We start from the raw sequence: 26,867 nt of genomic DNA, 5'->3' as shown, positions 1-26,867 counted from the left end.
GAGGAATAATGGCAAAATTATGGGGTGGGAGATTCAAAGAAGAAAGCAGTAATTTGTTGGATATGTTTAATGCTTCCATTGGCTTTGATCAAGAGCTTTGGGAACAAGATATTTTGGGATCTGTTACGCATGCAAAAATGCTTTTAAATATTGGTATTTTAAAAAAAGATGAATACGAGGCTATTCTTAGAGGGCTTGAACATATTAAGGATCAGATTCAAAAGGGTGAATTTGAATTTAAAATTGCTGATGAAGATATTCATATGGCCATTGAATCTGCTTTGATTGCTCTTATTGGAGAAGCAGGGAAAAAACTCCATACCGGCAGAAGTCGTAATGATCAAGTTGCCCTTGATTTTAGACTTTATGTTTTGGAATACAATCAAATCATAAGAACTAAAATATTAGAACTCATGGAGGCTATTCTTGGGATTGCTTGTGCGCATACACAGACAATTATGCCCGGTATGACACACCTCCAACATGCTCAACCTGTTAATTTAGGTTTTCATTTGGTTGCATGGTGTGCAAATTTTCAAAGAGATTATTGGCGTTTTAGTGATAGTTTTATTCGTAATAATTATTTACCTTTAGGTGTAGGGGCAATGGCAGGCACACCTTATGGAAATGATAGAGAAATGATGGCAAAGGAATTGGGATTTAGCGCTCCTACTTTAAATGCTATGGACACAGTGAGTGAAAGAGATTTTGCCCTGGATTTGCTCTATGATATTTCAATGCTTTTTATGCATATTTCCAGAATTGCTGAAGAGTTAGTGCTATGGAGTAGCTATGAATTTAAATTTATCACACTCTCAGATGCCTATTCTACAGGAAGTTCTATCATGCCACAGAAAAAGAATCCTGATGTCCCGGAGCTTTTGCGAGGAAAAAGCGGGAGAGTTTTTGGTAATTTGATAGCCTTGCTTACAGTAATGAAAGGCTTGCCATTAGCTTACAATAAAGATACTCAAGAAGACAAAGAGGGCGTGTTTGATAGTATAAAAACAACTTTAATTTCTTTGGATATTTTAAAAGCAGTGATTGCTACGATGAAAATTCATCCTGATAATATGTTAAAAATGGCAAAAATAGGGCATTTGACTGCAACAGATTTGGCAGATTTTTTGGTTTTTAAAAATCATCTTCCTTTCAGAGAAGCTCATCATATTACAGGAGTTATTGTCGCTTATGCAGAAAAAAAAGGTGTGGATATTAGCGAATTAGAAGAAGAAGAAATCCTCCAACTTACTTCTTTGGATTTGCATGGAGTCAAGAAAGTCTTAGATCTTAAAACCTCTATGAATGCCAGAAATAGCTTAGGAGGAACATCAAGCATGAGGACACAAGAACAAATCCAAATACTAAAAAAATGGATAAATGAGAAAAAGAATGGATAAACAAAAACAAATTATTGAAATGTTTAATCAAATTGCCCCTACTTATGATAGTGCTAATCGTATTTTGAGTTTGGGGATTGATATAAAATGGAGAAAGCAAGCTTGCAAAAAAGCTTTTGAATATATAGAAGATTTAAAAATACAAACTATACTTGATGTTGCTTGTGGAACCGGAGATATGATTTTGCATTGGCAAAAAAATGCGCATAAGTTTGGCAAATCGCTTGGAAAAATCATTGGCATTGATCCTTCCGGTGGGATGCTCCAAATTGCACAAGAAAAACTTAAAGATCAAATACAATCACATGAGATAGAGCTTTTTTTAGGAGAAGCAAAGAATCTTGATCCTATCCCATCAGAAAGTATAGATATTTTATCTATTGCTTATGGACTTAGGAATGTGGTGGATATTCAAGCAGCCTTAAGGGAATTTCAAAGAGTTTTGAAAAAGGGAGGAGTTTTGGTGATTCTTGAATTCACAAAAAAAAATAAAGAGAATTTTTTGGATAAAATAACAGGGTTTTATACGAAAAAGATTTTGCCTTTTGTGGGTGGCTTGGTATCGCATAATTACAAAGCTTATCGGTATTTACCCAATTCTATAGAAAGTTTCTTGAGTGTGGAAATGCTTCAAGAAGAGTTAAATAAAATCGGAGTAGATACAAAATTTATTAAAGGTTATAGCGCAAATATTTCAACCTTATTAATTGGAGTAAAACAATAAAATGAATGATAAAGTTTTTTTAAATAGTTTTTTAGCGCTTTCAGAGCCTATAACATGGGCTACTTTGGGAATTTTAGCTGTATGTTTTTATCTGTTGTGGATTTTGCAGAAAAAGAACTTTAGTTTTTCTATAAGGATGCTAATAGGTCTTTTTATGGGGCTTGGTTTTGGGATAGGACTCCAAAGTATTGCAGGCTATCCTTCATCAGACCAAATACACCATATTGCATGGCTTGTTGAAATTAAGGTTTGGTTTGGGCTTTTTGGAAAGGCTTTTGTAGGTTTTATCAAGATGCTTGTTATCCCTATTATCTTGTTTTCAATGATTAGGATTATTTTGCGTATTGATAATGGGATCAACTTGCGCGCATTGCTGAGTCGCTCAATTTTTTGGCTTTTATTCACCACGGCTATTGCAGCAAGCGTGGGGATTATTTTGGCATTAAATTTTGGTTTGGGAGAAAATTCCGGCGCTTATATTGGCGATAAACAAATTCGAGAAGTAAAAACATTTGTAGATGTTTTGCTTGGATTAATCCCTAGCAATCCTGTTGGAGCTATGAGTAGAGATAATATCATAGGGATTGTAATTTTGACCTTCTTTATTGGCTTTGGAGCCAGAGCGATTGCAAAGAAAAAAGAATTTGAAAAAATATCTAAAACTTTTGATGATTTGATTGAGGCAGGTTATCAAATTGTGATGATAATGACTTTGTTTGTAATTCGATTTATGCCTTACGCGGTTATATGTTTGATGGGTGGGACATTGATTTCTAACGGATTTGGGGCGATCAAAGATGCGATGCTGTTTGTAGGTTTGGTATATTTGGCGATGCTTATTATGTTTGGAGTACATCTTTTATTGATTATGTTCCATGGTTTGAATCCTTGGACTTATTTTAGAAAAACTTTAGATGTGCTTTTGCTTGCTTTTACAAGCAGATCTTCAATGGCAGTCCTACCTTTGACAATTTCAACCTTGTCCAATAAGCTTGGAGTAAATGCGGGCACAGCTAATTTTACTGCTTCTTTGGGCAGCACGGTTGGATTAAATGGATGTGCAGGGTATTTTCCGGCAATGACAGCAGTTTTTATTGCTAATATTGTGGGCGTGCCTGTCGATGTTAGTTTTGTGGTGATGGTTGTTGTAGTGGCAGTTTTGGGATCTTTGGGGATTGCGGGGATACCGGGTGTTGCTACAATGGCAACATCAATCATGCTTACAGGGATTGGATTTGGCGAATATTTTGGTTTATTAGCCATCGTGCTTGCAATTGATCCTATTCTTGATATGGCACGCACGTTAAGCAACGTATCCGGCGCGATGACTTCAGCAGTTTGCGCTGATAAAGAATTAGGGACATTGGATAAAAAAATTTACAATCACTAAAAAGGATTCTGTATCATGGAAGTCGTGGAAGAAATAAGTTTTGAAAAGAGGATTGATAAGATCAAAGATATTTTAAATAAGCTTAATGCTCAAAATCTTAATCTTAAAGAAGGTTTGAATCTCTATAAAGAGGGGATGACAGAACTCAAAGATGCTCAAAAAATGCTTGAAGATGCTCAAATACAATATCAAGAACTTCAATTGCATAATTTCCAAGATAAGGAATAAAAATGAATTTAGCCATTTTGCAACTCCCTACGCTTCCTCTAAAAGAAGAAAAGTTATCTACTTATTTGAAAGCTATCAAGAAAGGATCTGTAGTGGTGCTTGGAGAATATGTTTTGAATCTTTTTTTCCATGAGCTCAAAGATGCTCCTAGAGATATTGTTAATAAGACTACTGCAAATAAATTAACTCAATTAGCCAAGTTGGCTAAAAAATATGATTTGTATATCATTGCGCCGGTATTGTGTGGCGATGAAAAAAAAATTTATAAAAAAATTGCTATCATTGATGCCAAAACTACAGAATTCTATATGCAACAACGATTAATAGCCTATCCTCATTGGAATGAGGAAGCATTTTTTAATAATCCTAAAACAAAGACTTTTAAACTCCCTTATACATTTGAAAAAGACGGGATGAAGCTAGCAGTTTTGTTTGGCTTTGAGTTGCATTTTGATGAAATATGGCTTAAACTTAAAAATGCAGGCATAGATATAGTGCTTTTACCTACTGCCAGTACATTTGGTTCTAACCGGAGATGGAGAGACTTATCTAAAGCAAGGGCATTTTTTAATTCTTGTATGGTTGTACGGGTTAATCGGATTGGAGAATATACCCAAGAGGGCTATCAATGGAAATTTTATGGAGATAGTTTTATTGCCTTGCCCAATGGAAAGATTGAAGATAGTTTGGGTGATAAAGAAGAAGTTTTGTGTATGGAAATAGAAAAAGAACAAATTGAAGAGTTTGTAAAAGAGTGGAATTTCAGATGATTTTAGGTTTTGTTTGAAAATCTTGAAAATATTTGGGTATAATCCTGTTCCTTAATAAATATAATAAAATCACTGCTTCATTCTATCTACAAGGGAAATTATGTCAGCAAAAATCATTAATCAAGAGCTTGAAAGTTTATTTAAAGAATCTGAAAGTGGCTTTGTGTCTTATGAAAAGATTGCTCAAATTCTACAAAAAGCGCCTACAAATGCCCAGATTAAAAAAATCAAAGAACTTGCCCAAAAACAAAAAAGATCTCTTGTAAGCTCTTCAGAATTGGCAAAAAAACTCAATACAAGAGATGAGATTAAACTTGCTGAAGAAAAAAGAAAAGTCTTAGATGAAGAACTTGAAAATGAATTTGATTTCATGAAAGAAAGAGAGCTTTTGGAATGGAGTCGTAGCGATAGTCCTGTAAGGATGTATTTGAGAGAAATGGGGCAAATCCCACTTTTAACCAAAGAAGAAGAAATTGATCTCAGCAAACAAATTGAGTTAGGTGAAAATACCATTTTAGATGCTATTTGTTCTGTACCTTACTTGATTGATTTTATCTATGACTACAAAGAGGCTTTGATCAATCGCGAGAGACGCGTCAAGGAATTGTTTAAGAGTTTTGATGATGATGGAGAGGAAGATGAGGATGGGGGAGATGAGGAAGATGAGGATGGGGGAGATGAGGAAGATGAGGATGGGGGAGATGAGGAAGATAGTGAAAATAAAAAGCCTATCACAAAAAAAGATCAAAAGCGAGTAGAAAAAGTTTTAGAAAGTTTCAAAGCCTTGGATAAAGCAAAAAAAGATTGGTTAAAGGTGTTGGATATAACACCTAATCCCAAGGATGATGAGTTGATATATATTTTAACTCTAGCGCATAAAAAACAGGTTTTAAAAGATAGGTTGCTTGACTTGGGGCCTACAAGCAAACTTATCAATGAATTGGTTAAGGCTATGGAAAATACGCTTAAAAGTGGCGATGGTTTTGAAAGAGAGCTCAAAAGACTTGAGTATAAATTACCTTTGTTTAATGAAGTGCTGGTTGAAAATCATAAAAAAATCTTAGAAAATATTACAAATATGTCTCGAGATGATATTGCTGCGTCTGTTCCTGAAGCTACGATGGTAAGTGTGTATGTAGAGCTTAAAAAACTCTTTCAAACTAAAGAAGCCAGTGAGGAAGGATTTGATTTAGATCCTGAGAAACTCAAAGAGATTTTAGAACAAATCAAAAGAGGAAAATCTATCTCAGATAAGGCTAAAAATAAAATGGCAAAATCAAATCTTAGACTTGTGGTGAGTATTGCAAAACGATATACCAATAGAGGTTTGCCATTTTTAGATCTCATTCAAGAAGGAAATATTGGCTTAATGAAGGCTGTAGATAAATTTGAATATAAAAAAGGATTTAAATTTTCTACTTATGCCACATGGTGGATTCGTCAAGCAATATCAAGGGCAATAGCAGATCAGGCAAGAACTATTAGGATCCCTATTCATATGATTGAGACCATTAATCGTATCCATAAGATTATGCGTAAGCATGTCCAAGAAAATGGCAAAGAACCTGATGTTGAAATCATTGCTCAAGAAGTTGGCTTACCTGTAGATAAAGTAAAAAATGTTATCAAAATTACCAAAGAACCCATTAGCCTGGAAGCGCCTATTGGAAATGATGATGATGGTAAGTTTGGAGATTTTGTTGAAGACAAAAATTCAATGGGACCAATGGAATATATCATGAAAGAAGATCTTAAAGTCCAGATTGATGAGGTGCTTGATCAACTCAATGATCGAGAAAAAGCTGTGATTCGTATGCGTTTTGGATTGCTTGATGATGAAAGCGATCGGACATTAGAAGAAATTGGCAAAGAATTAAATGTAACAAGAGAACGTGTCAGACAAATAGAATCAAGCGCCATTAAGAAGCTCAAACATCCAAAAGTAGGTAGAAAACTCAAAAATTATATTGAAGAGTAAGAGTGAAAAAAATCTCTCAAATTTTTTCTTATTCTTTTTCCTATCATTGGATTATTTTTATTTTTTCTGTAGTTTTGGTAGGACTCTATAACGATAGTTTTTGGCTAAAAATTTATTCATATGCCATGAACAATGATGGTGATGGATTATTTTTTTTAGGCATTGTGTTTGTTAGCTATGTTTTTATCTTGGCTTTAGCCATAGAGCTTATTAGTTTAAAAATAAGCGCTAAGTGGATAATGAGTGTTTTATTTGTAATAGCAGGGCTAAGCCAATATTATATGAAATCCTATGATATTACAATCAATAAAATGATCATTACAAGTTTATTCCAAACCCATTTGTCTGAGGCAAAAGAATTTATTAGTGTGGGTTTAATAGGAGTATTGATTGGGTATATCCTTCTGCCTATTGGTTGTTTGTGGATAATTAGATTCAAGCCTATTTTATCTTTTGTCTATGGTTTTTATAATAAAATAAGTATTATAGGGTTCTATATAATTATGATTATAGGGATTTATTTTTGGCAAGGAGGCAATATTATTTTTGCTTTCAAGAGTTCTAAAATTATTATTTATACTCTTAATCCTATCGCGCCGATTCGATCCGGTATTGATTATGCATTAGATATTTCACAACCTAAACCGGAATTTACTCATGTGGGGCTTGATGCAAAGTTGGACAATTTTCATAAGAAAATTTTTGTTTTAGTAATTGGAGAGAGCGCCAGGGGGGCGAATTATTTTTTAAATGGTTATTCCAGAGATACAAATCCTTATACTAAGAAACTGGATTCTTTGGTAAATTTTACAAATTTTTATTCCTGTGGTGTTATTACAGCTATTTCAATCCCCTGTATGCTGACAAATTATACCCATCAAACTTATAAAAAAAGAGATCAATCTTTGTATATTGATAATATTTTAGATATTACCCAAAGAGTAGGGTATGAAACATACTGGATTAGCAACAATGGAGGTCCTTGCATAGGAGATGTGTGCGATCGCATTAAGCATATTAGTTACTATAATGACGGTCGCTTAGATGCTGCCATGCTTGAAGAAATTAAAAATACAATTAAGAATGCCCAAAACAATTCCTTTATTGTTGTTAATTTGCATGGCAGCCATGGAGCTAACTACTACAAAAGATATTCTAAAGATTTTGAAATTTTTACTCCTGTTTGTGAAAATCAAGAGCTTCAAAAATGCAAACAACAAGATATAGTAAATGCTTATGATAATTCCATTGTTTATACAGATTATTTTATTTATCAAATTGTTACAATGCTCAAGACAAAAAAGAATTTTTCTGTGGGCATGTGGTATTTAAGCGATCATGGAGAAAGTCTTGGAGAATATGGACAGTATATGCATGGAGGAATGCCTTATTTTCTTGCTCCGGATGTCCAAAAACACATTCCTTCAATGATTTGGTTTGGAGAGGGATTTGAAGAAGATTATAAAAAATCTGTTGCAAAAAAAGATAAACTATTGAATCAGGATTACTTATTCCATACGCTACTTCATCTATTGGATATTCAAACAAGCGCTTATCAAAAAAATCTGGATATTACTCAATAGTAAAATTTAAATTTAAGGAATTAATCTTTCTGATTCCTCATAATTGTAGGGATATCCAGTTCAGATTGCCTGAAATCTTCCCCCCCACTCACTATTTTAATTGCATCAAGAGAAATATTTCGTCTCATATAAAGAGGTTCTATTTCGTTTTGTTCCTTGGGGTGATTATCGACAATTTGTTTTTCAAATCCGGTAGCAATAATGGTTACTCTGATTTGATCAAGGGGCATATCCGGGATACTCCTTGTTCCAAATACAATATTAGCCTCTTCGTTGGCAGCTTCTTCAATCAATCCCATTGCTTCATTAATTTCAAGTAATGGATATTCCGGATTCATCTCAAAATTTACCAAAACACCCATAGCACCATTAATAGATAGATTATCAAACAAAGGAGATTCAATAGCATTTTTGACTGCTTCAAGCGCAGAACTCTCTCCGCTTGCTTCACCTGTTCCCATTAAAGCAAGTCCTTTATGATTCATGACTGTTCTTAAATCTGCAAAATCAACATTGATGTCATTTGCCCCATGATTAAGAATCACTCCGGAAATGCCATTAACAGCTCTAGCCAGAATACTATCTACTTCTTTGAAACTTTCTTTAATCCCGGCATTTTTACTGATAATTGATAGAAGTTTCTCATTGGGAATCACAACAATAGCATCGCTTGCCTTTTTTAATTCTTTAAGTCCTTCTTCGGCAATTTTGGCACGTTTCTTGCCTTCCATTTTAAAAGGTTTTGTTACAACAGAAATAGTTAAAGCTCCTACTTCTCTGGCTGCTTGAGCGATAATAGGGGCTGCACCTGTTCCTGTCCCTCCTCCAAGTCCGGCAGAAATAAAGACAATATCTGAATTATAAAGGACATCTTTGATATTTTCAAAACTTTCTTGGGCAGCTTGCATACCAACTTCAGGCAACATCCCTGCGCCTAATCCTTTTGTTAGCTTTTCTCCTAATTTGATTTTGATTTGTGCAGGAGAGCTATCTAAGTGTTGTATATCTGTATTGGCAGCTGCTAAGACAATGTCTTTATGAGCTCCGGTTGAAATGAGGTGAGCAATCATATTAGATCCTCCGCCTCCTACGCCAACTGCGGTTATTTTTGCCCCGCTAGTAGTATGGATTTCTTGTATATCTATCTTTATATTTTCTTGTGCCATTTTTCTACCTTTCTTTTACCTTTCTTAGAATAATTTTGACGCCCATCGTGCAAAAATATTGCTTATCTTATTATTTTTAGCACTATTAACACTATTTATATCATTAATTATATCTTTTTTTTGAATTTTCTGCTCACTTTTCATAATTTCTTCCTTAAGATTTGTAAGATCTGCTCCAATGAAACTTCTTTGTTGAGAATATTGAGTAGGCGTAGGATCGATATTTGACTTATCTTTTTTATATCGAATATTTTTCTCAGAATCTTTTTCATAATTGGTATATTTTCCTGCTCCATACCATATCAGACCAATAGCTACAGAATTATCAGGATCTTTGAGTTCCTCAAAGAGTCCTGCTGTTTCGATAGGTTTAGCAACTCTTACGGGCATCCTTTGAAAAATTGCTCTTGCAATATCATCAATGCCTGACATATTGAGCATGCCACCGGTAAGGACAACGCCTGCTCCAAGTTGATCTTTAAGACCGCTTTTGATAATAGATTTTGCCAATATGCTTAATGTCTCCACTACGCGTGAATGAATCACTTCTTGTGCGGTTGTTAAGGTAATGAAATGTTTGGTATCATCTGTCCCAATTGAGGGTACTTCAATTCTTTGTGGTGTTTCTTGTGTAGAAGAAAGATTGCCATAATTAATTTTGACTGTTTCAGCAGCAGCAATATGAGTGTTTAATACCATTGCCAGATCGCTTGTAATATGATGAGAACCTACGCCCAAAAAATCATTATATTTCATGGAATTGCCCTCATAGATCATCAACTCACAAGTGCTTCCTCCAATATCAATGCAAGCAACCCCGAGTTCTTTTTCGTCATCACTAAGCACAGCAATAGAAGCGGCATAAGCAGACAAGACAATATTCTCAATTTCCATGCCGGCTAAGCGGACAGATTTTTTTAGATTTTCTAAGCTTGTACGTTGGGCAGTAACAATATGGACAAAGACTTCTAATCTTGTCCCATTCATGCCCATAGGATCTTCAATAAAATCTTGATCATCAAGTTTAAATTTATAAGGAAGCACATGGACAATTTCATATTCAGAAGGAATAGAAGCATTATAGAGAGCAGTTTCAAGGACGCGACTAATTTCTTTAATACCAATCTCACTCCCGGGAATATTAACAACCCCTGAACTATTGATGCTTTTGGTGTAAGCTCCGGAAATGGACACAATAGCTTTATTGATATTATCTAATCCTGCCATTCTTTTGGCATCACTAATGGAATTTTTGATGGCTCTACTGGCAAGCTCAATATTGACAATAACGCCTTTTTTCACTCCTTGTGATTTTTGAGTGCCTGTGCCAATGATTTGAGGGATACCGTCTTTTACTTCGGCAATTATAGAACAGATTTTGCTAGAGCCTATGTCTATCCCGAGTATTGTATGACTCAAATTTGCCTCCTAATATTGGTATCTTTTGATAGTATATTTTTGTTTTAAATAATCTATCAACATTTTATCAAAATATTGCGCTTTAAAGTTCTTTGTCATTAACATTATAGTATTTTCATCTTCAAGCGGGGCTTTGAAATCTTGATCTATAATGCGATATAGAACTGCTTTTTGATTAATTATAGCAAAATTTGACTTTTTTTGGCTACTAAAAACTTGTTTGATAAGGCTAGCTGTTTCATTGGTATCCAATCCTTCAATTTTACCTTTAAAAGCAGAAACAAATCCAATACTTTTGCCTTTAAAATTATCCAGTTGATTTTGGGCTTGAAGCTTTAGGAGCTGCATCTTTTTTGTTTCTTCCAAATCTTTTAGAGCCTGTTGTTTTGCTTCTTCAAAACTTTTGGGATGAGTATCTTTTTTGGTAATAAGTTTAAATGTTATATAACCATCTTCATAAGGTAAAGGTTTTATTGTATCATTGATTTTAGCATTTTGAAGTGCTTGCATAATTTCTGTAGAATATCCGGGGGTATTCTCAATGATCGTTTTATTTTGAATATTTTTTGCTTCATTTTTTTTCAATGCCAAGTAATCTTTAATAGCTTGGGATTGAGCTTTTTGCATTTGAAAATCTTTTTGGATTTTTTTTAGAGCTTGTTTGAAAGTTTCTAATTCACCTTTATCATCAAGATAAAGACTCTTATTTTCATTATAGTAGTTTTGAAGATCTGTTTGACTAAAGGATTCATCACCGGATTTGACAAAAATATATTGGATCTCAAATTGTGCAGGATTTTGGTAATCATTTTTATTTTTTGTCCAAAAGTCTTTGAGTTCTGTGTCTGAAATTTTGGGTTTGATATTTTTAGTATCTAAAATCAATATTTCAAGTTTGTCTTGAAGTTTGAAGGCTAAAGATACGCTATCTAACTCAAGAGGCGTGATAGTATCGGGTAATAAGGCAGTAATTTTTTGCATTAAGAGGGCGTTTCGGACATTTTTTTCAAAATCAGAAGGACGATAGTTGTTGTCTTGAAGAATTTTTTTATACAGAACTTCATCAAAATGTCCATTGTTTTGAAAGGTATCTGTATGGGTAATTTCATCAATAACTTCGGAATCTTTAATGCGGAGTCCCAAATCAAGGGCAAAATTTCTTAAGAGAGCTTGGTTGATTAAGAATTCTATTGCCATTTTATCTAATCCTATGGCTTTTGCTTGTTCTTGATCAAAATCATTTCCTAATGCTTGTGCATAGGCATTATAAATTCGGGTATATTCTTGATTGTATTCTTGAGCATTAATTTCTATTTGCCCTACTTTGGCAATACTATCTCCTGAAATAGAAAAGTTATATTGACCCCATCCAATCATACCCGCTGCAATAAAAGCAATTGTGCTTATCCATATGGTGATTACAAGGTATTTTTTGTGTTTTTGCATCCATTCTATCATTTTTTTAAAAAGTCCTTAAATATAATCTATTTAGAATTTTATAAAATTCTATAAAAATTGCTTAATATTTTACTCTATTATTATTTTTATGGAGGGATTATATCAAAAATGGCTAAAATTAGGCTTTATTTGGATTAAAATCTTAAGGAATTATGATGAATACAGAAGAAATTATTAAATTAGATATGCAAACAATCTGGCATCCTTGCACGCAAATGAAAGATCATGAAAAATTGCCTATAGTACCCATAAGGAGTGGCAAGGGCGTTTATCTGTATGATTTTGAGGGGAATGCTTATATTGATTGTGTGAGCAGTTGGTGGGTAAATCTTTTTGGGCATAGCAATAGTTATATTAATTCCAAACTCAAGGAACAAATTGACAAACTTGAGCATGTTATTTTGGCAGGTTTCACTCATGAAGAAATTGTAAGGCTTTCTACTCGTTTGGTAAAACTCACTCCAAAAGGGCTTGATAAATGTTTTTATGCAGACAATGGATCTTCTTGTGTAGAAGTTGCTTTAAAAATGAGTTATCATGCCCATTTGCTTGATGGTAAGAAACGCCCTAAATTTTTATCTTTGAGCAATTCTTATCATGGTGAAACAATTGGCGCATTATCGGTTGGGGCTGTAGAGCTTTACAAAAAAACTTACAGTCAAATTTTGATTGAATGTTTGCAAACTCCTGTTCCAAAAAGCGAGGAGGATATTTTTGTTGCGCTTAGAGCATTAGAAAGAATTTTAGATGTTGAAGGGGAAAATATAGCTGCTTTTATTTTAGAACCCCTTATCCAGTGTGCCGGAAATATGCATATGTATGCTCCCGGTTACATTCAAAAAGCCTGCGAAATGTGTCGGGATAGGGGGATTTATATTATTTTTGATGAAATTGCTGTGGGATTTGGGAGGAGTGGGAGTTTATTTGCTTATGAGCAATGTGGAGTGATTCCGGATTTTTTGTGTCTTTCAAAAGGACTTAGTGGCGGGTATATGCCTTTATCTGTTGTCATGGTATCTAATCAAACTTATGGAAAATTTTATGCTCCTTATGAAGATCAAAAAGCATTTTTACACTCTCATAGTTACACAGGAAATGCTTTAGCATGCGCTTGTGCAAATGCTGTACTTGATATTTTTGCTACAGAGAATGTGATTGAAAACAACAAAATACTTGCCCAATTTATTATCCGGACTATCCAAAAGCTAAAGGAATTTGATTTTGTTGCTAATATACGTCATCAAGGGATGGTATTTGCTTTTGATTTGGTAGGGTTTGGGCAAGGAAGAAGGGTAGGGTTGGAAATTTTTGAAGCAGGATTAAAAAAAGGACTTTTATTGCGACCTTTGGGGAATACGATTTATTTCATGCCCCCTTATGTCATCACCCAAGAAGAAGTAGAATTTGTATTTGATACTCTCAAAAGTATTTTTAAACAAATTCAATATTAAGTAAGAATCCTATAGAATTACCTGATTGATAAAGGGAATTAAATCTAGACAAGGAATTTTATAATGGAAACAAAGAAGAAACGTGTTTTGGTGAAATTTTCAGGCGAAGCAATGGCAGGAGAAAATGGTTTTGGAATAGATAGCTCAATTTTAGGTTATATTGCAGGAGAAATTAAAGTATTAGTCCAAAATAATATTGAGGTGGGGATCGTAATTGGAGGGGGAAACATTATTCGAGGTGTGAGCGCTTCAGCAGGAGGGATTATTCGACGTACAAGCGGTGATTATATGGGTATGTTAGCTACTGTGATTAATGCAGTGGCTATGCAAGAAGCCCTTGAACATATAGGCATGGACGTAAGAGTTCAAAGCGCTATTGAAATCAAAGAAATTTGTGAAGCCTATATTTATAGAAAGGCAATCAGACATCTTGAAAAGGGTCGGATCGTGATTTTTGGAGCCGGAACAGGGAATCCGTTTTTTACCACAGATACAGCAGCCACATTAAGAGGGGTTGAAATTGCTGCAGATATGATTGTGAAGGCAACTAAAGTAGATGGCGTTTATGATAAAGATCCTCAAAAATTTTTAGATGCTAAAAAATTGGATGTGTTGAGTTATGATGAAGCCCTGAGAGATCATATTAAAGTCATGGATGATACAGCTATAGCCCTTGCTAAAGATAATAAACTCCCTATTGTGGTGTGCAATATGTTTAAAAAAGGAAATTTATTAGAAATCATAAAAAATAATAATGGCGTTTGCTCTGTGGTAAAATAACAACCAAATTTTAAAATAAGGATAAAACTTGAGAACAGAAGAAATCGTAGCAAAAGCACTGGAAAAAATTGGTAATGACAGGTATTTGCTTTCTAACTTGGTATTTTCCAGAGTTAAGCAATTGTGTGCAGGGGCGAAGCCTTTGGTAGATATGGATTTAAAACATAATAAACTTTCTGATATTGCGATGAAAGAAATTGCTGAGGGTAAGATAAGCATCGATAGAATTGATGAAAAAAATCTATAAAAGGCATATTAAAATTTGGAATTTTTTGATACCTTAAAGCACATTAGCACAGAAAAAGAAGCAATAGATATTCTTTTTGGTCTAACAAAAGTTACTCACAAGATTCAAAGTGCTCTTGATATTGCTACAAAATATCACCAAGGACAAAAAAGAAAAAGTGGGCATTCTTATATTGTCCATCCAATTTGTGTAGCTTGTATTGTTGCATTTTATGGAGGGGATGAAGCTATGATTTGCTCCTCTCTTCTCCATGATGTTGTTGAAGATACAATGTGTGATATTGAAGTGGTTAAACGTGAATTTGGTGATGATGTAGCTGTTTTGGTTGATGCGCTTACCAAAATTGTTGAAATTCGAAAAGAAGAACTAAGTCCTAATCATCCTAGTCAAAAACTTGTTACTTCTGCTCTCTCGTTTAGAAAAATGCTTGTTGCTGCTATTAGAGATCCTAGGGCATTGGTAATAAAAATTAGTGATAGATTGCACAATATGCTTACTCTTGAGGCACTTCCTCATGAAAAACAAATCCGTATTTCTGAAGAAACTTTGGTTGTTTATGCTCCTATTGCCCATAGATTAGGCATTTCTTCAATAAAAAATGAGCTTGAAGACAAGGGGTTTCATTATATATTTCCTCAAGAGTATGAAAAAATTCAAAATTATTTTAAGGAAAATAAACAATCCCTAACACTTAGACTCAATCATTTTATTGATAAACTAACAGGCATGCTTTTATCAAACGGATTTTCAGATTCCGATTTTCTTATAGAAAGCAGAGTAAAACGACCTTATTCAATCTATCTAAAAATGCAAAGAAAAGGTGTAAGTATTGATGAAATCCTTGATTTATTGGCAGTAAGGGTTATTGTAAAAAATCCCATTGAATGCTACAAGGTTTTGGGGATTATACATCTGGATTTCAAGCCTATTGTTTCAAGATTTAAAGATTATATTGCCTTGCCAAAAGAAAATGGTTACCAAACTATCCATACTACGATATTTGATGAATCTTCTGTTTATGAAATTCAAATCCGCACTTTTGATATGCATAGAAGCGCTGAATACGGGATAGCTGCTCATTGGAAATATAAAAGCGGGGGTATAGTTCCCAGTTTGGAATGGTTGAATAATTTGCAGTATCAAAATAATACGATTGAAGAGTTTTATGAGCTTGCAAAAAATGATTTGTATCAAGAAGATATTATTGTTTTTTCTCCTGCCGGAGATACGTATTCTTTGCCTTTAGGAGCGGTAGCGCTTGATTTTGCCTATGCAGTTCATAGTGAATTGGGCAATAATGCTAAAGAAGCCTATATTAACAATCAAAAAGCTTCTTTATTGCAAACTTTGAAAAGTGGAGATATTGTTAGAATTGTTGCAGTAGAGCAGAGTGTGCCCAAATGCACATGGGTAGATGCGGTTAAAACTTCAAAAGCAAAAAGTCATTTGAGATTGCAACGTCAAAATCAAATTCGTGAAATAGAGAGAAAAAGCGCTATTAATATTCTGGCAACTATTTTTAGTAAAAATTATAAAATATTTGAAAGATATATTTCCATGAAAGGGCTTGATAATTCTATCTATAGAGCAACAAAAGATATAGGATTTTTGCAAGAGTTGAAAAACAAAATCAAGCAAAGTTTCAACACAGAATCAAGCTTTTTCGCTAAAATTAGAATGAATATGCTTAAAATTAGAGAAATTGATTTGGAAAATTTTGTGATCTATACCAATCGAAATGTAAATGAAGTGTTGTTTGATTATTGTTGTCATCCTAAATACGGTGATGAAATTTTAGCTATAATAAATGGTCAAAAAGCATTTGTGCATCATAAATTATGTGATAAATTGAATGAAGAAATCAATCAGGGTATTCCTATGGTATTTGTAGAATGGGCAAAAAAAATAAAAAAAGCCTTTAAGGTAATTGTTGCTTTAGAAGATAAAAAAGGCACATTAGCAAATTTTTTAATTACTTTAGCAAAGAATGATTGCAATGTGATTGGGCTTTCTTATTCCGGATATAAAAGTCAGTTTTCTACCCATTGTGAGATTTTATTTGAAACCGGATTAAAAGATATAAAACCACTCAAAGAATCAATCATTAGAAAATATAAAGTGATAGAATTTACAAGTTTAAAAGATGCATATCAAAACTGAGGAATACCGATGGATAACCAATATAAACCAGATTCAAACCTTGATGCTACCCTAAGAGAAAAAGTCCAAGAAGCAATGGCAGAAATCAAAAGAGGTTGTGCTGAATTTATCGGTGAGGAATATATAGCTTTTTTGATAGCCGGATATTATCAAACCCAACAAAGATTTATTGTTAAAGCCGGGTTTGATCCTACAGCTCCTGATTTGCATTTAGGACATACGGTTCTGATTCAAAAATTAGCTACTTTTCAAAGATATGGTGGGGATGTAAAATTTTTGATCGGTGATTTTACAGCGACTATTGGAGATCCGAGTGGCAAAAGCGAAACAAGAAAACAACTTAGCAAAGAAGAAGTTAAAAAAAATGCCGCAACTTATCAAGAACAGGTTTTTAAAATTCTCAATCCTAACCATACTGAAGTTTGTTTTAATTCCAAATGGATTCATGAGTTGGGCGTTGGAGGATTGGTAGATTTAACTTCCAAGTTTTCGGTGGCTAGAATGCTTGAGCGAGATGATTTTGAAAAACGTTATCAAGAAAATCGTCCTATTAGTATTATCGAATTTATGTATCCCCTTTTGCAGGGGTATGATTCAGTCGCACTCAAATGTGATATTGAGCTTGGAGGCAATGATCAAAAATTCAATTTGCTTGTAGGTAGGACTTTGCAAAGGGCTTATGGACTCAATAAAGAGCAATCTGTCTTAACAGTGCCATTGCTTGAAGGACTCGATGGCGTCAATAAAATGAGCAAAAGTTTGGGAAATTATATTGGCGTTACAGAAAAACCTAATTCAATGTATGCTAAAATGATGAGCATTTCTGATGAATTGATGTGGAAATATTATGATCTTTTAAGTGTCAAAACTCTTAAAGAGATAGCAGATTTAAGAGCCGGAGTATGTGATGGTAGCTTACATCCAAAGATCGTAAAAGAAGATTTGGCCTTGGAAATAACTACAAAATACCATACTTTAGATGCAGCTCTTTGTGCAAAAGAAGAATTTGATAGTGTATTTGGAAAAGATGAGATCCCAAGTGAGATTGTGGAAATGGAATTTGAGAGGGGCATATGGATTTGTCAATTGTTAAAATTAGCCAATCTCGCCCCTTCAACTTCTCAAGCTAGGCGTGATATAAAAGGAGGAGGATTAAAAATAAATAAACAAAAAATTATTGAGGAAGACTATAAATTTGAATCAGGAGAATATATTATCCAAATAGGAAAGAGAAAATTTTTAAGAGCTATAATCAAATAATTTAAGGGAAACGACTAAATGAATACAGTGCTAAAGCCGTTAAAAATTGGGAAACATATTATAAAATATCCCATATTTCAAGGAGGTATGGGGGTTGGTATCAGTTGGGATGAATTAGCCGGGAATGTTTCTAAAGAAGGTGCATTAGGAATTATTAGCGCTGTGGGAACAGGTTATTACAAAAAAATGCAATTCGTTGAAAAGATCGTTTCTTCCAAGCCTTTTGAGACTATTAATTTTTATTCTAAATATGCATTAAATGAAATATTTAAAAATGCAAGAAAAATATGTGGGAATAATCCATTAGGAGCTAATATTTTATATGCAATCAACGAATATGGAAGAGTGGTTAGGGATGTTTGCGAAGCAGGGGCAAATATCATTGTTACAGGTGCAGGGCTTCCAACCAATATGCCGGAATTTACAAAAAATTTTCCTGATGTAGCCCTTATTCCAATCGTATCTTCTGCAAAGGCTCTGCGCATTATTTGCAAGCGATGGGAGGAGCGATACAAAAGAATTCCCGATGCTATTGTCGTTGAAGGACCTTTGAGTGGAGGGCATCAAGGTTTTAAGTATGAAGATTGTTTTAAAGAAGAATTTCAGTTAGAAAATCTTGTACCCCAAATTGTTGAAGAAGCCAAAAATTGGGGAGGAATGCCGGTGGTTGCAGCTGGTGGGATATGGGATAGAGCAGATATTGAGAAGATGATATCATTAGGTGCAAGTGGCGTGCAGATGGGGACTAGATTTTTAGGGACAAAAGAATGTGATGCAAAGGCATATTCTGAAATCTTGCCTTATATCAAAAAAGAGGATATTAAACTTGTAAAATCTCCGGTGGGATATCCGGCTAGGGCTATTAATATCGGTGTGCTTCGCAGACTTCAAGAAGGTAATGCCCCTAAAGTCAAATGTATTAGTAATTGTGTTTCTCCATGTCATCGAGGTATTGAGGCAAAAGCGGTGGGCTATTGCATAGCTGATAGTTTGGGTAAGGGACATTTGGGCGACAAACAAGAAGGTCTTTATTTTAGTGGGGCCAATGGTTATCGAATTGAAAAAATAATCACCGTAAAAGAACTCATTCATGAGCTAACACAGGAGTAAGTGTGTGTGGCGAATCCTGATTTTTCTGCTGTGCTTATCGGGATTTTGTTTTGGAGTAGAATTAAAAATAACTCAGATAGTTTCTTTTGGAAGCAGTAGTGTTCGTATTACCTTCAATCAAGATATTTCTAAAATACCTATTCAAGAACATACGCTTAAGGATTTTAGAAGTTTTTTAGATATAAAAGCAATTTTGGTTATTCCTAAAAAAAGCTATCAATTTTCTAACAAAACTCAAATATCAATCGCACAAAATACTCCTGAGATTGTTCGTATTGTGATTAAAATCAATAAAGATAGCACCTATAGAACAAAAATCATGGAAAAACATCTTTATATTAGCGTGATTGATAAGCTCCCGGATACAGATACTCAAAAATCTCCTCCTGTTGTCTCGCAATTATCCAAATCCAAGCAAACCCCTTCTGTCTCAAATAAAATACATCAAAATTCTCTTCCTACCCATAAAAATCCCTCAAAAAATAACATTTCCAAAACTCTCCCCAAGACAAATCCCTCTCGCTCTTTAAAACCTCAAAATTCTACTCAATCAAGCAATCCAAAATCTTCCATACATTCTAAGTCAAAATCTACTGCTTTACCTAATCCTCCAAGTAAATATCGTATTGTTATAGATCCCGGTCATGGTGGCAAAGATTGTGGTGCAATGGGGGTTACAAAAGTTTGCGAAAAGGCAATTGTTTTAAGTGTTGCAAAATTTTTGGAACAAGAATTGAAAAAAAAAGGTTACATTACTTACATGACAAGAACAAAAGATGTTTATATCAATCTCAAAGAGAGGACGGATTTTGCAAATGCAAAAAATGCGGATTTGTTTGTGTCTATCCATGCCAATTCTGTCCCTAAAACATCTGCTAATAGTGCACAAGGTATTGAGACTTATTTTCTCTCTACTGCAAGGAGTGAGCGTGCAAGAAAAGTTGCAGAATTGGAAAACAAAGATGATGTTGATGTGATGAATTATTTTTCAAAGTTTTCTTTTTTGAACTCATTAAACTCTCACCGTCTCATAGCTTCCAATAAACTTGCAATTGATATACAATTTGGCATTTTACGAGAATTGAGAAAAAATTATCAAGGCATTGTGGATGGAGGAGTGAGAGAAGGACCTTTTTGGGTGCTTGCAGGTGCATTGATGCCTTCAGTATTGATTGAGATAGGCTATAATTCTAATCCTCTGGAAGCTAGAAGAATTGATGATAAGCGCTATCAAAGATTTTTAGCCAAAGGTATAGCAGATGGCATTGATGGCTATTTTGCTAAAAATCACTAAGAAAGATGATTTTTGATTCTTAGGGGCATAAAATCAATGGAATTTAGCCAAGAATTAGCAAAAAAGATAAATAATATGAAAATGTTTATTATTCAACAATTTTAGGTTATTCTGCAAAAATCGCTAAGGGAGACAAATGAATAAAACAAATATTTATCAAGTTGTTTTTTCATCTATATTTTTTTTATTTTTTATTTTTAGCATGCTGGCTCTTTTGGTTTCTCAATTTAGCGAAATCTTTTCTCAATTATTTCTGATTTTAACCAGGGATGAGAGGGCTTATCAGAATATAACCATCTTTTTTTATTTTTGTATTATTATAATATCTATAGGGTATTTGATTTTATCAATTTGGAATAATGAAGGTACTTTTTTACATCGAATCATTGCAATGGGAATTTTTATCTTTTTTGTTTTTGTTTTTATATTTAATTTAGGATTCACAGAACCTTCCAATACTGCAGCATTACGAATGGTCGTAGCTGATGAAAATTTACATTTATTAAGTTTTTGGAGTTTATTGGTAAATAATTTTAAATATATTTTAATTTCAGGATTTTTTTATTTATTCTTTCTCATTTTTCCTTTAATATTATATGGTTTTAATTATCATCTTAATACCGGAAATATTTTTGGTAGATATCTTGCATTTTTTTGCCCATCAATAAATATTTGCATTATTGTTTTATTAGCTTCAGCTTTTCAGCCTTATTATGACAAAAGCAACTCCTTTTTATATATTGATTTCTTAATTTTTTGTATTTCTTTGATGCTTTTTTTGCGTGTTTTTTTGATGCGCAAAGATCTCTTTAATTTTTATGAATATGCCAATATGTTATTGTTGATAATGGGGATATTGATATGCCTGCTTTGTTCAAATATCCTTTCTCAAGTAGGGAGTTATTATAATGCGCGAATGGCTTTTTATTTATTGGCATTTTTGGGTTATATTGGAGAGTGGATGTCTCAGATTATTATTAAGAGATAGCTAGAATCTAGAGGGTTTTTTGATTTTTTTGAATAAAAGTTGTCTATAAAAACGTTTGAGCCCAAGGCGTTCTTTGGGTCCTATTTTATAGTAGATATGCTTAAGATATTCAAGAATATATGCTCTTGGAATTTTTGTCTTTTTTTCATATTGTGTGAGAATATAATAGGGAATTTTTGTTTTTTTGTGATTGAATTTTCTTGAAATGTGTTTATAAAGATCTCCATAAGCATTAAAACACAATCTCCCAAATACGAAGGGTAAATGTTGTTTTTGATACCATAACTTACCCATATCAATATGTTCACCCCCATTGTAGCGATACCTCAAGGCACGATCCCCAATTAAGACTTCTCCTTTAAGATCCAGTACTTTGCATAGGGCATTTGAAGTAGCAGATTGATAATCTTCTGATTGAGGGTTGGGTATTACAAATACACTCCATACGCTTCCTTTTGAGATAATCCCTGAAAGAGTAACTTTGTGTTTGAGTGAGGATTGGTAACCAGCAATAGATGAAATAAACCCTGCATCAATTCTTTTGAATAAAAAATCTTTATTGAGCCTGGATGGATAAGATTTTTTTGATTGTAAAAACTTTTTAAATCCTGAAGTCATTGGATAGGATTTAATAAAAACATCAAAAGGAGCAAGATTAAGATAATCTATTTTTCCAAAGCGCATTCCAATCTCCAATTTAAACTAAAATTGAAAGATTGTAGCTAAAAATAATAATTAAATGATAAATTTATATAAAATTGCAGAAATTGTGAAAAGTCCTAAAATAACAATAAATCCATCTGCAAGCGGGTTGGCAAAATGTTTTAGTGAAGGTACTTTGTAGGTGGCATATACAGGCAATAAAAATAAAATTATAGCAATAATAGGACCCCCCAAACTCTCAATGAAACTCAATATATTAGGATTTATGTAAGCTACTCCGATCATCGTAATATAGATAAAAGATGGTGTAAAGTTTTTGACATTTTTGCCAGGCTGTTTTTGATGGGTATATTTACAAATAATACCGTTAAGTCCCTCTCTTGCCCCCAAGTAATGCCCGAAAAATGAAGTCGCAATTGCCGTAAATGCAACTAAGGGTCCTAAATAAGAAATAAAAGGATTATCAAATTTATTAGCAAAATAAGAGAGAATAGATATATTTAATTCTCTAGCTTCTTGAAGTTCGCTAGGGGAGAGGCATAAAATACAACTAAAAACAAAAAACATTACAAATATAAGCAATAAACCTGAAGTGACAAATAAAATTTGACTAGATTTTTTGGAAGCATTTGATCTGTATTCTTTGCGTATATTCAGAGAAAAGGCTGAAATAGCAGGAGAATGATTAAAGGAAAATACAAGCACCGGAAGTGTAATCCACATAACTTTCATGAAATGGTCAAAAGATGGTATATCCAAAAGGGAATCTATTTTCCAATAAGGAATTAGATACAGCGAAAAAGCTATGAGTGCAAAAATTAAAGGATATACCAATGCTTGAGAAATTTTTAACATTACACGTTCGCCAAAAGACATGACTAACATCATTGCGCTAATGAGTATAAAGGCAAGCAAAAGCCGATTTGTAGGCTCTAAGTGCATTTGATAAGTAAGGAAACTATCCACAGTATTTGTAATGCCTACTCCATAAGTCAGACAGATAGGATAGATTGCAAAAAAATAAAGAATGGTAATTAATTTTCCAAATCCTACTCCAAAATGTTCCTCGACAACATGGGTAATATCTTTGTCAGGGTGTTTTGCAGAAAGCACAAAACGACTTAGCGCTCTATGACTTAGAAAGGTCATAGGGAAAATTAGGAGTGTCATAATTACAATAGGCCAAAATCCTCCCATCCCTGCATTAATAGGTAAAAATAAAATTCCTGCACCCACAGCAGTACCAAATAATCCTATTACCCATCCTATATCGAGACTATTGAATTTGAGTTTTTCTTGATGTTTCATTTCTTCCTTTTCCTTTAAGTAAGTTGATTGATGATAGAACGTATAAGCGCAATAATAATTCCTGAAGTAGCCATAACGCCAATAATAATGGTAAAATAGTCATTCAATGGCTTTTGAAATTGTTTCATTGAAGGCACTTTATAAATGGCATACATTGGCAATAAGAATAAAATCATGGCAATAATAGGACCCCCTAAGCTTTCGATAAAATCAAGGATGCTTGGATTGGCATAAATAGCTCCAATCATGGTGATATAAATAAAACTGTTGCTAAAAAGTTGCACTTTTTTCATATCAGGTTTTTTGCCTCTGTGTTTGTATTCTTTGTAAATCATCCCATTAAGCCCCTCTCTTGCCCCCAAGTAATGCCCGAAAAATGAAGTAACAATCGCACTGAAGGCAACAATAGGTCCCACATAAGCAATAAAAGGATTATCAAATTTATTGGCAAAATAAGACAAAATGGTGATATTGCTTTGATGGGCAATCTCAAATTCTTCTAAATCAAGACACATAGCACAACTAAAAACGAAAAACATAATAAAAAAAGCAAGCATCATAGAAGTTCTAAAGAGAATTTGATTAGATTTATGGGGTGCATGTTTTCCATATTTTTGTTTCATATCCAAAGAAAAATATGAAATTACAGCCGAATAGTCAAATGCAAAAACAAGCACAGGGATACTTAGATACAAAATTTTGATGCATTCTAATGTCCCGGGAACATAAGAAAAAGCTTTAAAATTCCAATAAGGAATTAAATAAAGCGAAAAAATAAATAAAATAGCAGTTAAGGGGTAGATAAGCCAAGAAGAGAGTTTTAACATCAAGTTTTCATTGATAGCTACAGCTAAAAACATAAATGTAATGGCTATAAAAGCAGTAATAAAATCCGGAATAAAAGAAATATGGAGTTGGCGGTGTAAGAACTCATTGATTGTGGTAGTAAGTCCTACTCCATAAATCAGGCACATAGGATAGATTGAGATAAAATAAAGTATTGTTAAAATTTTTCCAAATCCTATTCCAAAATATTCTTCAACAACATGAGTAATATCTTTTTGCGGATCACAATCAGAAATCACCAAACGACTTAGCGCTCTATGACTTAGAAAAGTCATAGGAAAAACAAATAAACACATCATAATAATAGGCCAAATCCCTGCTTTTCCTGCTTCGATTGGGAGATATAAAATTCCTGCACCCACAGCAGTACCAAAAAGTGCAAACATCCATCGAGTATCAATTTTATTCCATTGATGGGGATTCATTTTTGTCCTTATATTAAAAGCTTAATTCTATGATAAAAATTAAAAAAATGGAAATAAATGCAATGAGATTTTAGAAGATTGATATTTTGGTATGATTTTATTTTTTAATCTCTAAAGGAAAGTAATGGCATTAGTGAGTTTATTGGGGATTTGCAAGCAATATGACTATAAGATAGTTTTAAAAGATGTGAATTTTACTATCAACAAAGGTGAAAAAATCGCTATCGTGGGTAAAAATGGGAGTGGAAAATCTACCCTTTTAAAGATAATAACTCAAGAATTAGATCCTGATGAGGGCGAATGTATTATCCAAAATAATATTAAAATCTTAAGTTTGCCTCAAAATCCTGTTTTTGATGCTTTTATGAGCGTGAGAGATGTTTGTGAAGATAGTCTCAAGGATCTCAAAAATGCTCATGAAAGACTTGCTTTTTTAAATACTCAAATGGCCAAAAATAGTGTTTGTAAGGAAATGTTAGAAGAACAAGCAAAGCTTATAGAGTTTATAGAACAACATCATGGATGGAATTTAGACAATAAAGTAGAAGAAATTTTACAAAAATTTGAACTCTCAGATATTGCCAATCGTTTGGCAAATACTCTTAGTGGAGGAGAGCAAAAACGTTTAGCTTTATCCGGAATGCTTTTAAAGCCGGCAGATATTTTTATTCTTGATGAGCCAACCAATCATTTAGATGTTGAAATGGTAGAGTTTTTGGAGGAAACCCTTGCCTTACTTCAAGGTAGCGTCGTATTTATTAGTCATGATAGATATTTTATCGAAACCCTTGCCCACAGGGTTGTAGAGATTGATGAGGGGAGACTGAGAGATTTTGAGGGGGGCTATAGTAATTATTTACAAAAAAAGGAAGAAATTTTAAGTCATCTTACCAAAGAACACCAACATCTTCTAAAACTTCTCAAAAGTGAAGAACAATGGCTTCAAAAGGGTGTCCAAGCAAGAAGGAAGCGTAATCAAGGGCGCAAGGCAAGGGTATTAGAAATGCGAAAAACAATTAAGAGTAATCCCGGTATGATTGCTAAAATGCGTCTTGAGCTTGAGAGGGAACAAAAACATTTTAATCGGGATGAAGGTAAAAATACTAAAAAAATGCTTTTTGAATGTGAAAATCTTGTGAAATATATTCAGGGGCGTCCTCTTATCCAAAATCTTTCTTTGAGAGTTTTGCAAAAAGATAAAATCGCTATCGTGGGTAAAAATGGGAGTGGGAAATCCACATTTTTAAGGATTTTGCTCGGAGAGATCAAGCAAGATAGCGGTATTATCAAACAAGGAGAGATGAAAATTGGCTATTTTGACCAGCATAGAGCTATGCTTGATGAGGATAAAAATTTATTAGAAACTTTTTGTCCTAATGGCGGGGATCATATTGAGGTGAGTGGGAAAAATATGCATGTGTTTGGTTATCTGAAAAATTTTTTATTTCCTAAGGAATTTTTAGATAAAAAGATCGCTTTCTTAAGTGGGGGTGAGAAAAATCGCGTGGCTTTGGCGCTTTTATTTGCCCAAAAATACGATTGTTTATTGCTTGATGAGCCTACAAATGATCTGGATATTGCTACAATTAATGTGCTTGAAGAATATCTCCGGCATTTCCAAGGAGCTCTTATTTTTGTCAGTCATGATCGTTATTTTGTTGATAAAATTGCCCATAAGTTATTGATATTTAAAGGTAATGGAGTTTGTGAAGAAAGTTATATAAATTGGAGTCAATATCTGGATATACAAAAAGAATTGCAAGAATACAGGATTCTAGAAGCTGCTTGCAAAGAGACAAAAACAGGATCAAAAAATACTAATGAAAGAGCCAACTCAAAAGATTCCAATGGGAATTTTAAAAAAACTACCAAACTAAGCTATAAAGATTTGAGAGAATTAGAAGGATTGCCTATTGAGATTGAAAGATTAGAAAATGCTATCAAAACCTTAGAGCTGGAATTAAGCGATCCTGAGATTTATAAAACTAAAGGGATTCATACAATTGCCAAAGAATTAGAAACAACCAGATCAGATCTGGAAGTTAAACTTGAGAGATATTTTTTATTAGAAGAAAAAAATCAATCTCTCCAATAACACTATTAATGCTTCGGGCGGATCAATCATTTCAGGGAACATCACCAACTCCGGAGGGACTAACACTATCTCTTTGGATAACTCCAATATGAGTGGGGCATTGAACATTTCCAACAATATCTCT

The 26,867-nt window shown here is 33.6% G+C and carries 22 protein-coding genes; 16 read left to right on the top strand and 6 right to left on the bottom strand.

From position 1 onward, the window contains the following. Positions 1-8 precede the first annotated feature (8 nt). From argH to BKH45_RS08285, 7 genes are all read left to right on the top strand, one after another. Positions 9-1,400 (top strand): argininosuccinate lyase, encoded by a 1,392-nt coding sequence (gene argH / locus BKH45_RS08315; RefSeq protein ID WP_095275024.1) that lies wholly within the window; start codon positions 9-11, stop codon positions 1,398-1,400. Further along, positions 1,393-2,124: a bifunctional demethylmenaquinone methyltransferase/2-methoxy-6-polyprenyl-1,4-benzoquinol methylase UbiE gene (ubiE, locus tag BKH45_RS08310; protein ID WP_095275035.1), complete on the top strand. Its 732-nt coding sequence runs from the start codon at positions 1,393-1,395 to the stop codon at positions 2,122-2,124. Before argH ends, ubiE begins: the two co-directional genes overlap by 8 nt. Before the next feature lies 1 nt (position 2,125). After that, positions 2,126-3,514, top strand: coding sequence for a cation:dicarboxylase symporter family transporter (locus BKH45_RS08305; protein WP_095275023.1), 1,389 nt, complete (start codon positions 2,126-2,128; stop codon positions 3,512-3,514). A gap of 15 nt (positions 3,515-3,529) precedes the next feature. Beyond that, positions 3,530-3,742 (top strand): exodeoxyribonuclease VII small subunit, encoded by a 213-nt coding sequence (xseB, locus tag BKH45_RS08300; protein WP_095275022.1) that lies wholly within the window; start codon positions 3,530-3,532, stop codon positions 3,740-3,742. Between the two features lie 2 nt (positions 3,743-3,744). Continuing rightward, positions 3,745-4,512: a carbon-nitrogen hydrolase family protein gene (locus BKH45_RS08295; protein ID WP_095275021.1), complete on the top strand. Its 768-nt coding sequence runs from the start codon at positions 3,745-3,747 to the stop codon at positions 4,510-4,512. Between the two features lie 100 nt (positions 4,513-4,612). Next, positions 4,613-6,490 (top strand): RNA polymerase sigma factor RpoD, encoded by a 1,878-nt coding sequence (rpoD, locus tag BKH45_RS08290; protein ID WP_095275020.1) that lies wholly within the window; start codon positions 4,613-4,615, stop codon positions 6,488-6,490. A 2-nt stretch (positions 6,491-6,492) separates the two neighbouring features. Beyond that, on the top strand, positions 6,493-8,073 hold the full coding sequence (locus BKH45_RS08285) for a sulfatase-like hydrolase/transferase (protein ID WP_095275019.1): 1,581 nt from the start codon (positions 6,493-6,495) through the stop codon (positions 8,071-8,073). A 20-nt stretch (positions 8,074-8,093) separates the two neighbouring features. On the opposite strand, the gene ftsZ is transcribed toward BKH45_RS08285, so the two are convergent. The 3 genes from ftsZ to BKH45_RS08270 are packed head-to-tail and all read right to left on the bottom strand — an operon-like array spanning position 8,094 to position 12,116. Continuing rightward, positions 8,094-9,239: a cell division protein FtsZ gene (gene ftsZ / locus BKH45_RS08280; RefSeq protein ID WP_095275018.1), complete on the bottom strand. Its 1,146-nt coding sequence runs from the start codon at positions 9,237-9,239 to the stop codon at positions 8,094-8,096. 24 nt (positions 9,240-9,263) lie between these two features. Continuing rightward, positions 9,264-10,658 (bottom strand): cell division protein FtsA, encoded by a 1,395-nt coding sequence (gene ftsA / locus BKH45_RS08275; RefSeq protein WP_095275017.1) that lies wholly within the window; start codon positions 10,656-10,658, stop codon positions 9,264-9,266. Positions 10,659-10,667: 9 nt separating this feature from the next. Continuing rightward, a complete protein-coding gene (locus tag BKH45_RS08270; protein WP_095275016.1) occupies positions 10,668-12,116 on the bottom strand; it encodes a peptidylprolyl isomerase in 1,449 nt (482 codons plus the stop codon). 155 nt (positions 12,117-12,271) lie between these two features. On the opposite strand from BKH45_RS08270, the gene BKH45_RS08265 reads away from it, so the two are divergent. The 8 genes from BKH45_RS08265 to BKH45_RS08230 all read left to right on the top strand — a co-directional run bounded on the left by BKH45_RS08265 (position 12,272) and on the right by BKH45_RS08230 (position 21,406). Beyond that, positions 12,272-13,567 carry an adenosylmethionine--8-amino-7-oxononanoate transaminase gene (locus BKH45_RS08265; protein WP_095275015.1) on the top strand — a complete coding sequence of 432 codons (1,296 nt, stop codon included), beginning with the start codon at positions 12,272-12,274 and terminating at the stop codon, positions 13,565-13,567. A gap of 63 nt (positions 13,568-13,630) precedes the next feature. Further along, the gene (gene pyrH, locus BKH45_RS08260) at positions 13,631-14,347 is read left to right on the top strand and encodes a UMP kinase (protein WP_095275014.1); all 717 of its coding nucleotides are present in this window, start codon (positions 13,631-13,633) and stop codon (positions 14,345-14,347) included. Between the two features lie 28 nt (positions 14,348-14,375). Continuing rightward, positions 14,376-14,594 (top strand): DNA-directed RNA polymerase subunit omega, encoded by a 219-nt coding sequence (locus tag BKH45_RS08255; RefSeq protein ID WP_095275013.1) that lies wholly within the window; start codon positions 14,376-14,378, stop codon positions 14,592-14,594. 15 nt (positions 14,595-14,609) lie between these two features. Next, positions 14,610-16,754: a RelA/SpoT family protein gene (locus tag BKH45_RS08250; protein WP_095275012.1), complete on the top strand. Its 2,145-nt coding sequence runs from the start codon at positions 14,610-14,612 to the stop codon at positions 16,752-16,754. Between the two features lie 9 nt (positions 16,755-16,763). Beyond that, positions 16,764-18,014 carry a tyrosine--tRNA ligase gene (tyrS, locus tag BKH45_RS08245; RefSeq protein WP_095275011.1) on the top strand — a complete coding sequence of 417 codons (1,251 nt, stop codon included), beginning with the start codon at positions 16,764-16,766 and terminating at the stop codon, positions 18,012-18,014. 18 nt (positions 18,015-18,032) lie between these two features. Beyond that, complete coding sequence (locus BKH45_RS08240; RefSeq protein WP_095275010.1) at positions 18,033-19,124, top strand: nitronate monooxygenase; 1,092 nt, start codon at positions 18,033-18,035, stop codon at positions 19,122-19,124. Positions 19,125-19,128: 4 nt separating this feature from the next. Then, complete coding sequence (locus tag BKH45_RS08235) at positions 19,129-20,418, top strand: N-acetylmuramoyl-L-alanine amidase (protein ID WP_095275009.1); 1,290 nt, start codon at positions 19,129-19,131, stop codon at positions 20,416-20,418. A 136-nt stretch (positions 20,419-20,554) separates the two neighbouring features. Beyond that, positions 20,555-21,406, top strand: a complete 852-nt coding sequence (locus BKH45_RS08230; RefSeq protein ID WP_095275008.1) for a hypothetical protein — start codon at positions 20,555-20,557, stop codon at positions 21,404-21,406. Here BKH45_RS08230 and BKH45_RS08225 read toward each other — a convergent pair whose 3' ends face one another. The 3 genes from BKH45_RS08225 to BKH45_RS08215 are packed head-to-tail and all read right to left on the bottom strand — an operon-like array spanning position 21,407 to position 24,648. Then, positions 21,407-22,090 (bottom strand): MqnA/MqnD/SBP family protein, encoded by a 684-nt coding sequence (locus tag BKH45_RS08225; RefSeq protein WP_095275007.1) that lies wholly within the window; start codon positions 22,088-22,090, stop codon positions 21,407-21,409. Between the two features lie 51 nt (positions 22,091-22,141). Continuing rightward, positions 22,142-23,377 (bottom strand): aromatic amino acid transport family protein, encoded by a 1,236-nt coding sequence (locus BKH45_RS08220; RefSeq protein ID WP_095275006.1) that lies wholly within the window; start codon positions 23,375-23,377, stop codon positions 22,142-22,144. Positions 23,378-23,391: 14 nt separating this feature from the next. Next, positions 23,392-24,648 carry an aromatic amino acid transport family protein gene (locus BKH45_RS08215; protein WP_095275005.1) on the bottom strand — a complete coding sequence of 419 codons (1,257 nt, stop codon included), beginning with the start codon at positions 24,646-24,648 and terminating at the stop codon, positions 23,392-23,394. Positions 24,649-24,772: 124 nt separating this feature from the next. On the opposite strand from BKH45_RS08215, the gene abc-f reads away from it, so the two are divergent. Then, positions 24,773-26,743 (top strand): ribosomal protection-like ABC-F family protein, encoded by a 1,971-nt coding sequence (abc-f, locus tag BKH45_RS08210; RefSeq protein WP_095275004.1) that lies wholly within the window; start codon positions 24,773-24,775, stop codon positions 26,741-26,743. Positions 26,744-26,867 lie beyond the last annotated feature (124 nt).

Origin of the sequence: Helicobacter sp. 11S03491-1 (assembly GCF_002272835.1) — a bacterium.
In the GTDB taxonomy this organism is placed as follows: domain Bacteria; phylum Campylobacterota; class Campylobacteria; order Campylobacterales; family Helicobacteraceae; genus Helicobacter_J.
This window is presented reverse-complemented; position numbering and strand designations above follow the sequence as displayed.

Bases quoted from the DNA above. Each gene is read 5' to 3' on its own strand.
- argH (WP_095275024.1), top strand. From the start codon at position 9: ATGGCAAAATTATGGGGTGGGAGATTCAAAGAAGAAAGCAGTAATTTG.
- ubiE (WP_095275035.1), top strand. From the start codon at position 1,393: ATGGATAAACAAAAACAAATTATTGAAATGTTTAATCAAATTGCCCCT.
- BKH45_RS08305 (WP_095275023.1), top strand. From the start codon at position 2,126: ATGAATGATAAAGTTTTTTTAAATAGTTTTTTAGCGCTTTCAGAGCCT.
- xseB (WP_095275022.1), top strand. From the start codon at position 3,530: ATGGAAGTCGTGGAAGAAATAAGTTTTGAAAAGAGGATTGATAAGATC.
- BKH45_RS08295 (WP_095275021.1), top strand. From the start codon at position 3,745: ATGAATTTAGCCATTTTGCAACTCCCTACGCTTCCTCTAAAAGAAGAA.
- rpoD (WP_095275020.1), top strand. From the start codon at position 4,613: ATGTCAGCAAAAATCATTAATCAAGAGCTTGAAAGTTTATTTAAAGAA.
- ftsZ (WP_095275018.1), bottom strand. From the start codon at position 9,239: ATGGCACAAGAAAATATAAAGATAGATATACAAGAAATCCATACTACT.
- BKH45_RS08270 (WP_095275016.1), bottom strand. From the start codon at position 12,116: ATGATAGAATGGATGCAAAAACACAAAAAATACCTTGTAATCACCATA.
- BKH45_RS08265 (WP_095275015.1), top strand. From the start codon at position 12,272: ATGAATACAGAAGAAATTATTAAATTAGATATGCAAACAATCTGGCAT.
- pyrH (WP_095275014.1), top strand. From the start codon at position 13,631: ATGGAAACAAAGAAGAAACGTGTTTTGGTGAAATTTTCAGGCGAAGCA.
- tyrS (WP_095275011.1), top strand. From the start codon at position 16,764: ATGGATAACCAATATAAACCAGATTCAAACCTTGATGCTACCCTAAGA.
- BKH45_RS08240 (WP_095275010.1), top strand. From the start codon at position 18,033: ATGAATACAGTGCTAAAGCCGTTAAAAATTGGGAAACATATTATAAAA.
- BKH45_RS08230 (WP_095275008.1), top strand. From the start codon at position 20,555: ATGAATAAAACAAATATTTATCAAGTTGTTTTTTCATCTATATTTTTT.
- BKH45_RS08225 (WP_095275007.1), bottom strand. From the start codon at position 22,090: ATGCGCTTTGGAAAAATAGATTATCTTAATCTTGCTCCTTTTGATGTT.
- BKH45_RS08220 (WP_095275006.1), bottom strand. From the start codon at position 23,377: ATGAAACATCAAGAAAAACTCAAATTCAATAGTCTCGATATAGGATGG.
- BKH45_RS08215 (WP_095275005.1), bottom strand. From the start codon at position 24,648: ATGAATCCCCATCAATGGAATAAAATTGATACTCGATGGATGTTTGCA.
- abc-f (WP_095275004.1), top strand. From the start codon at position 24,773: ATGGCATTAGTGAGTTTATTGGGGATTTGCAAGCAATATGACTATAAG.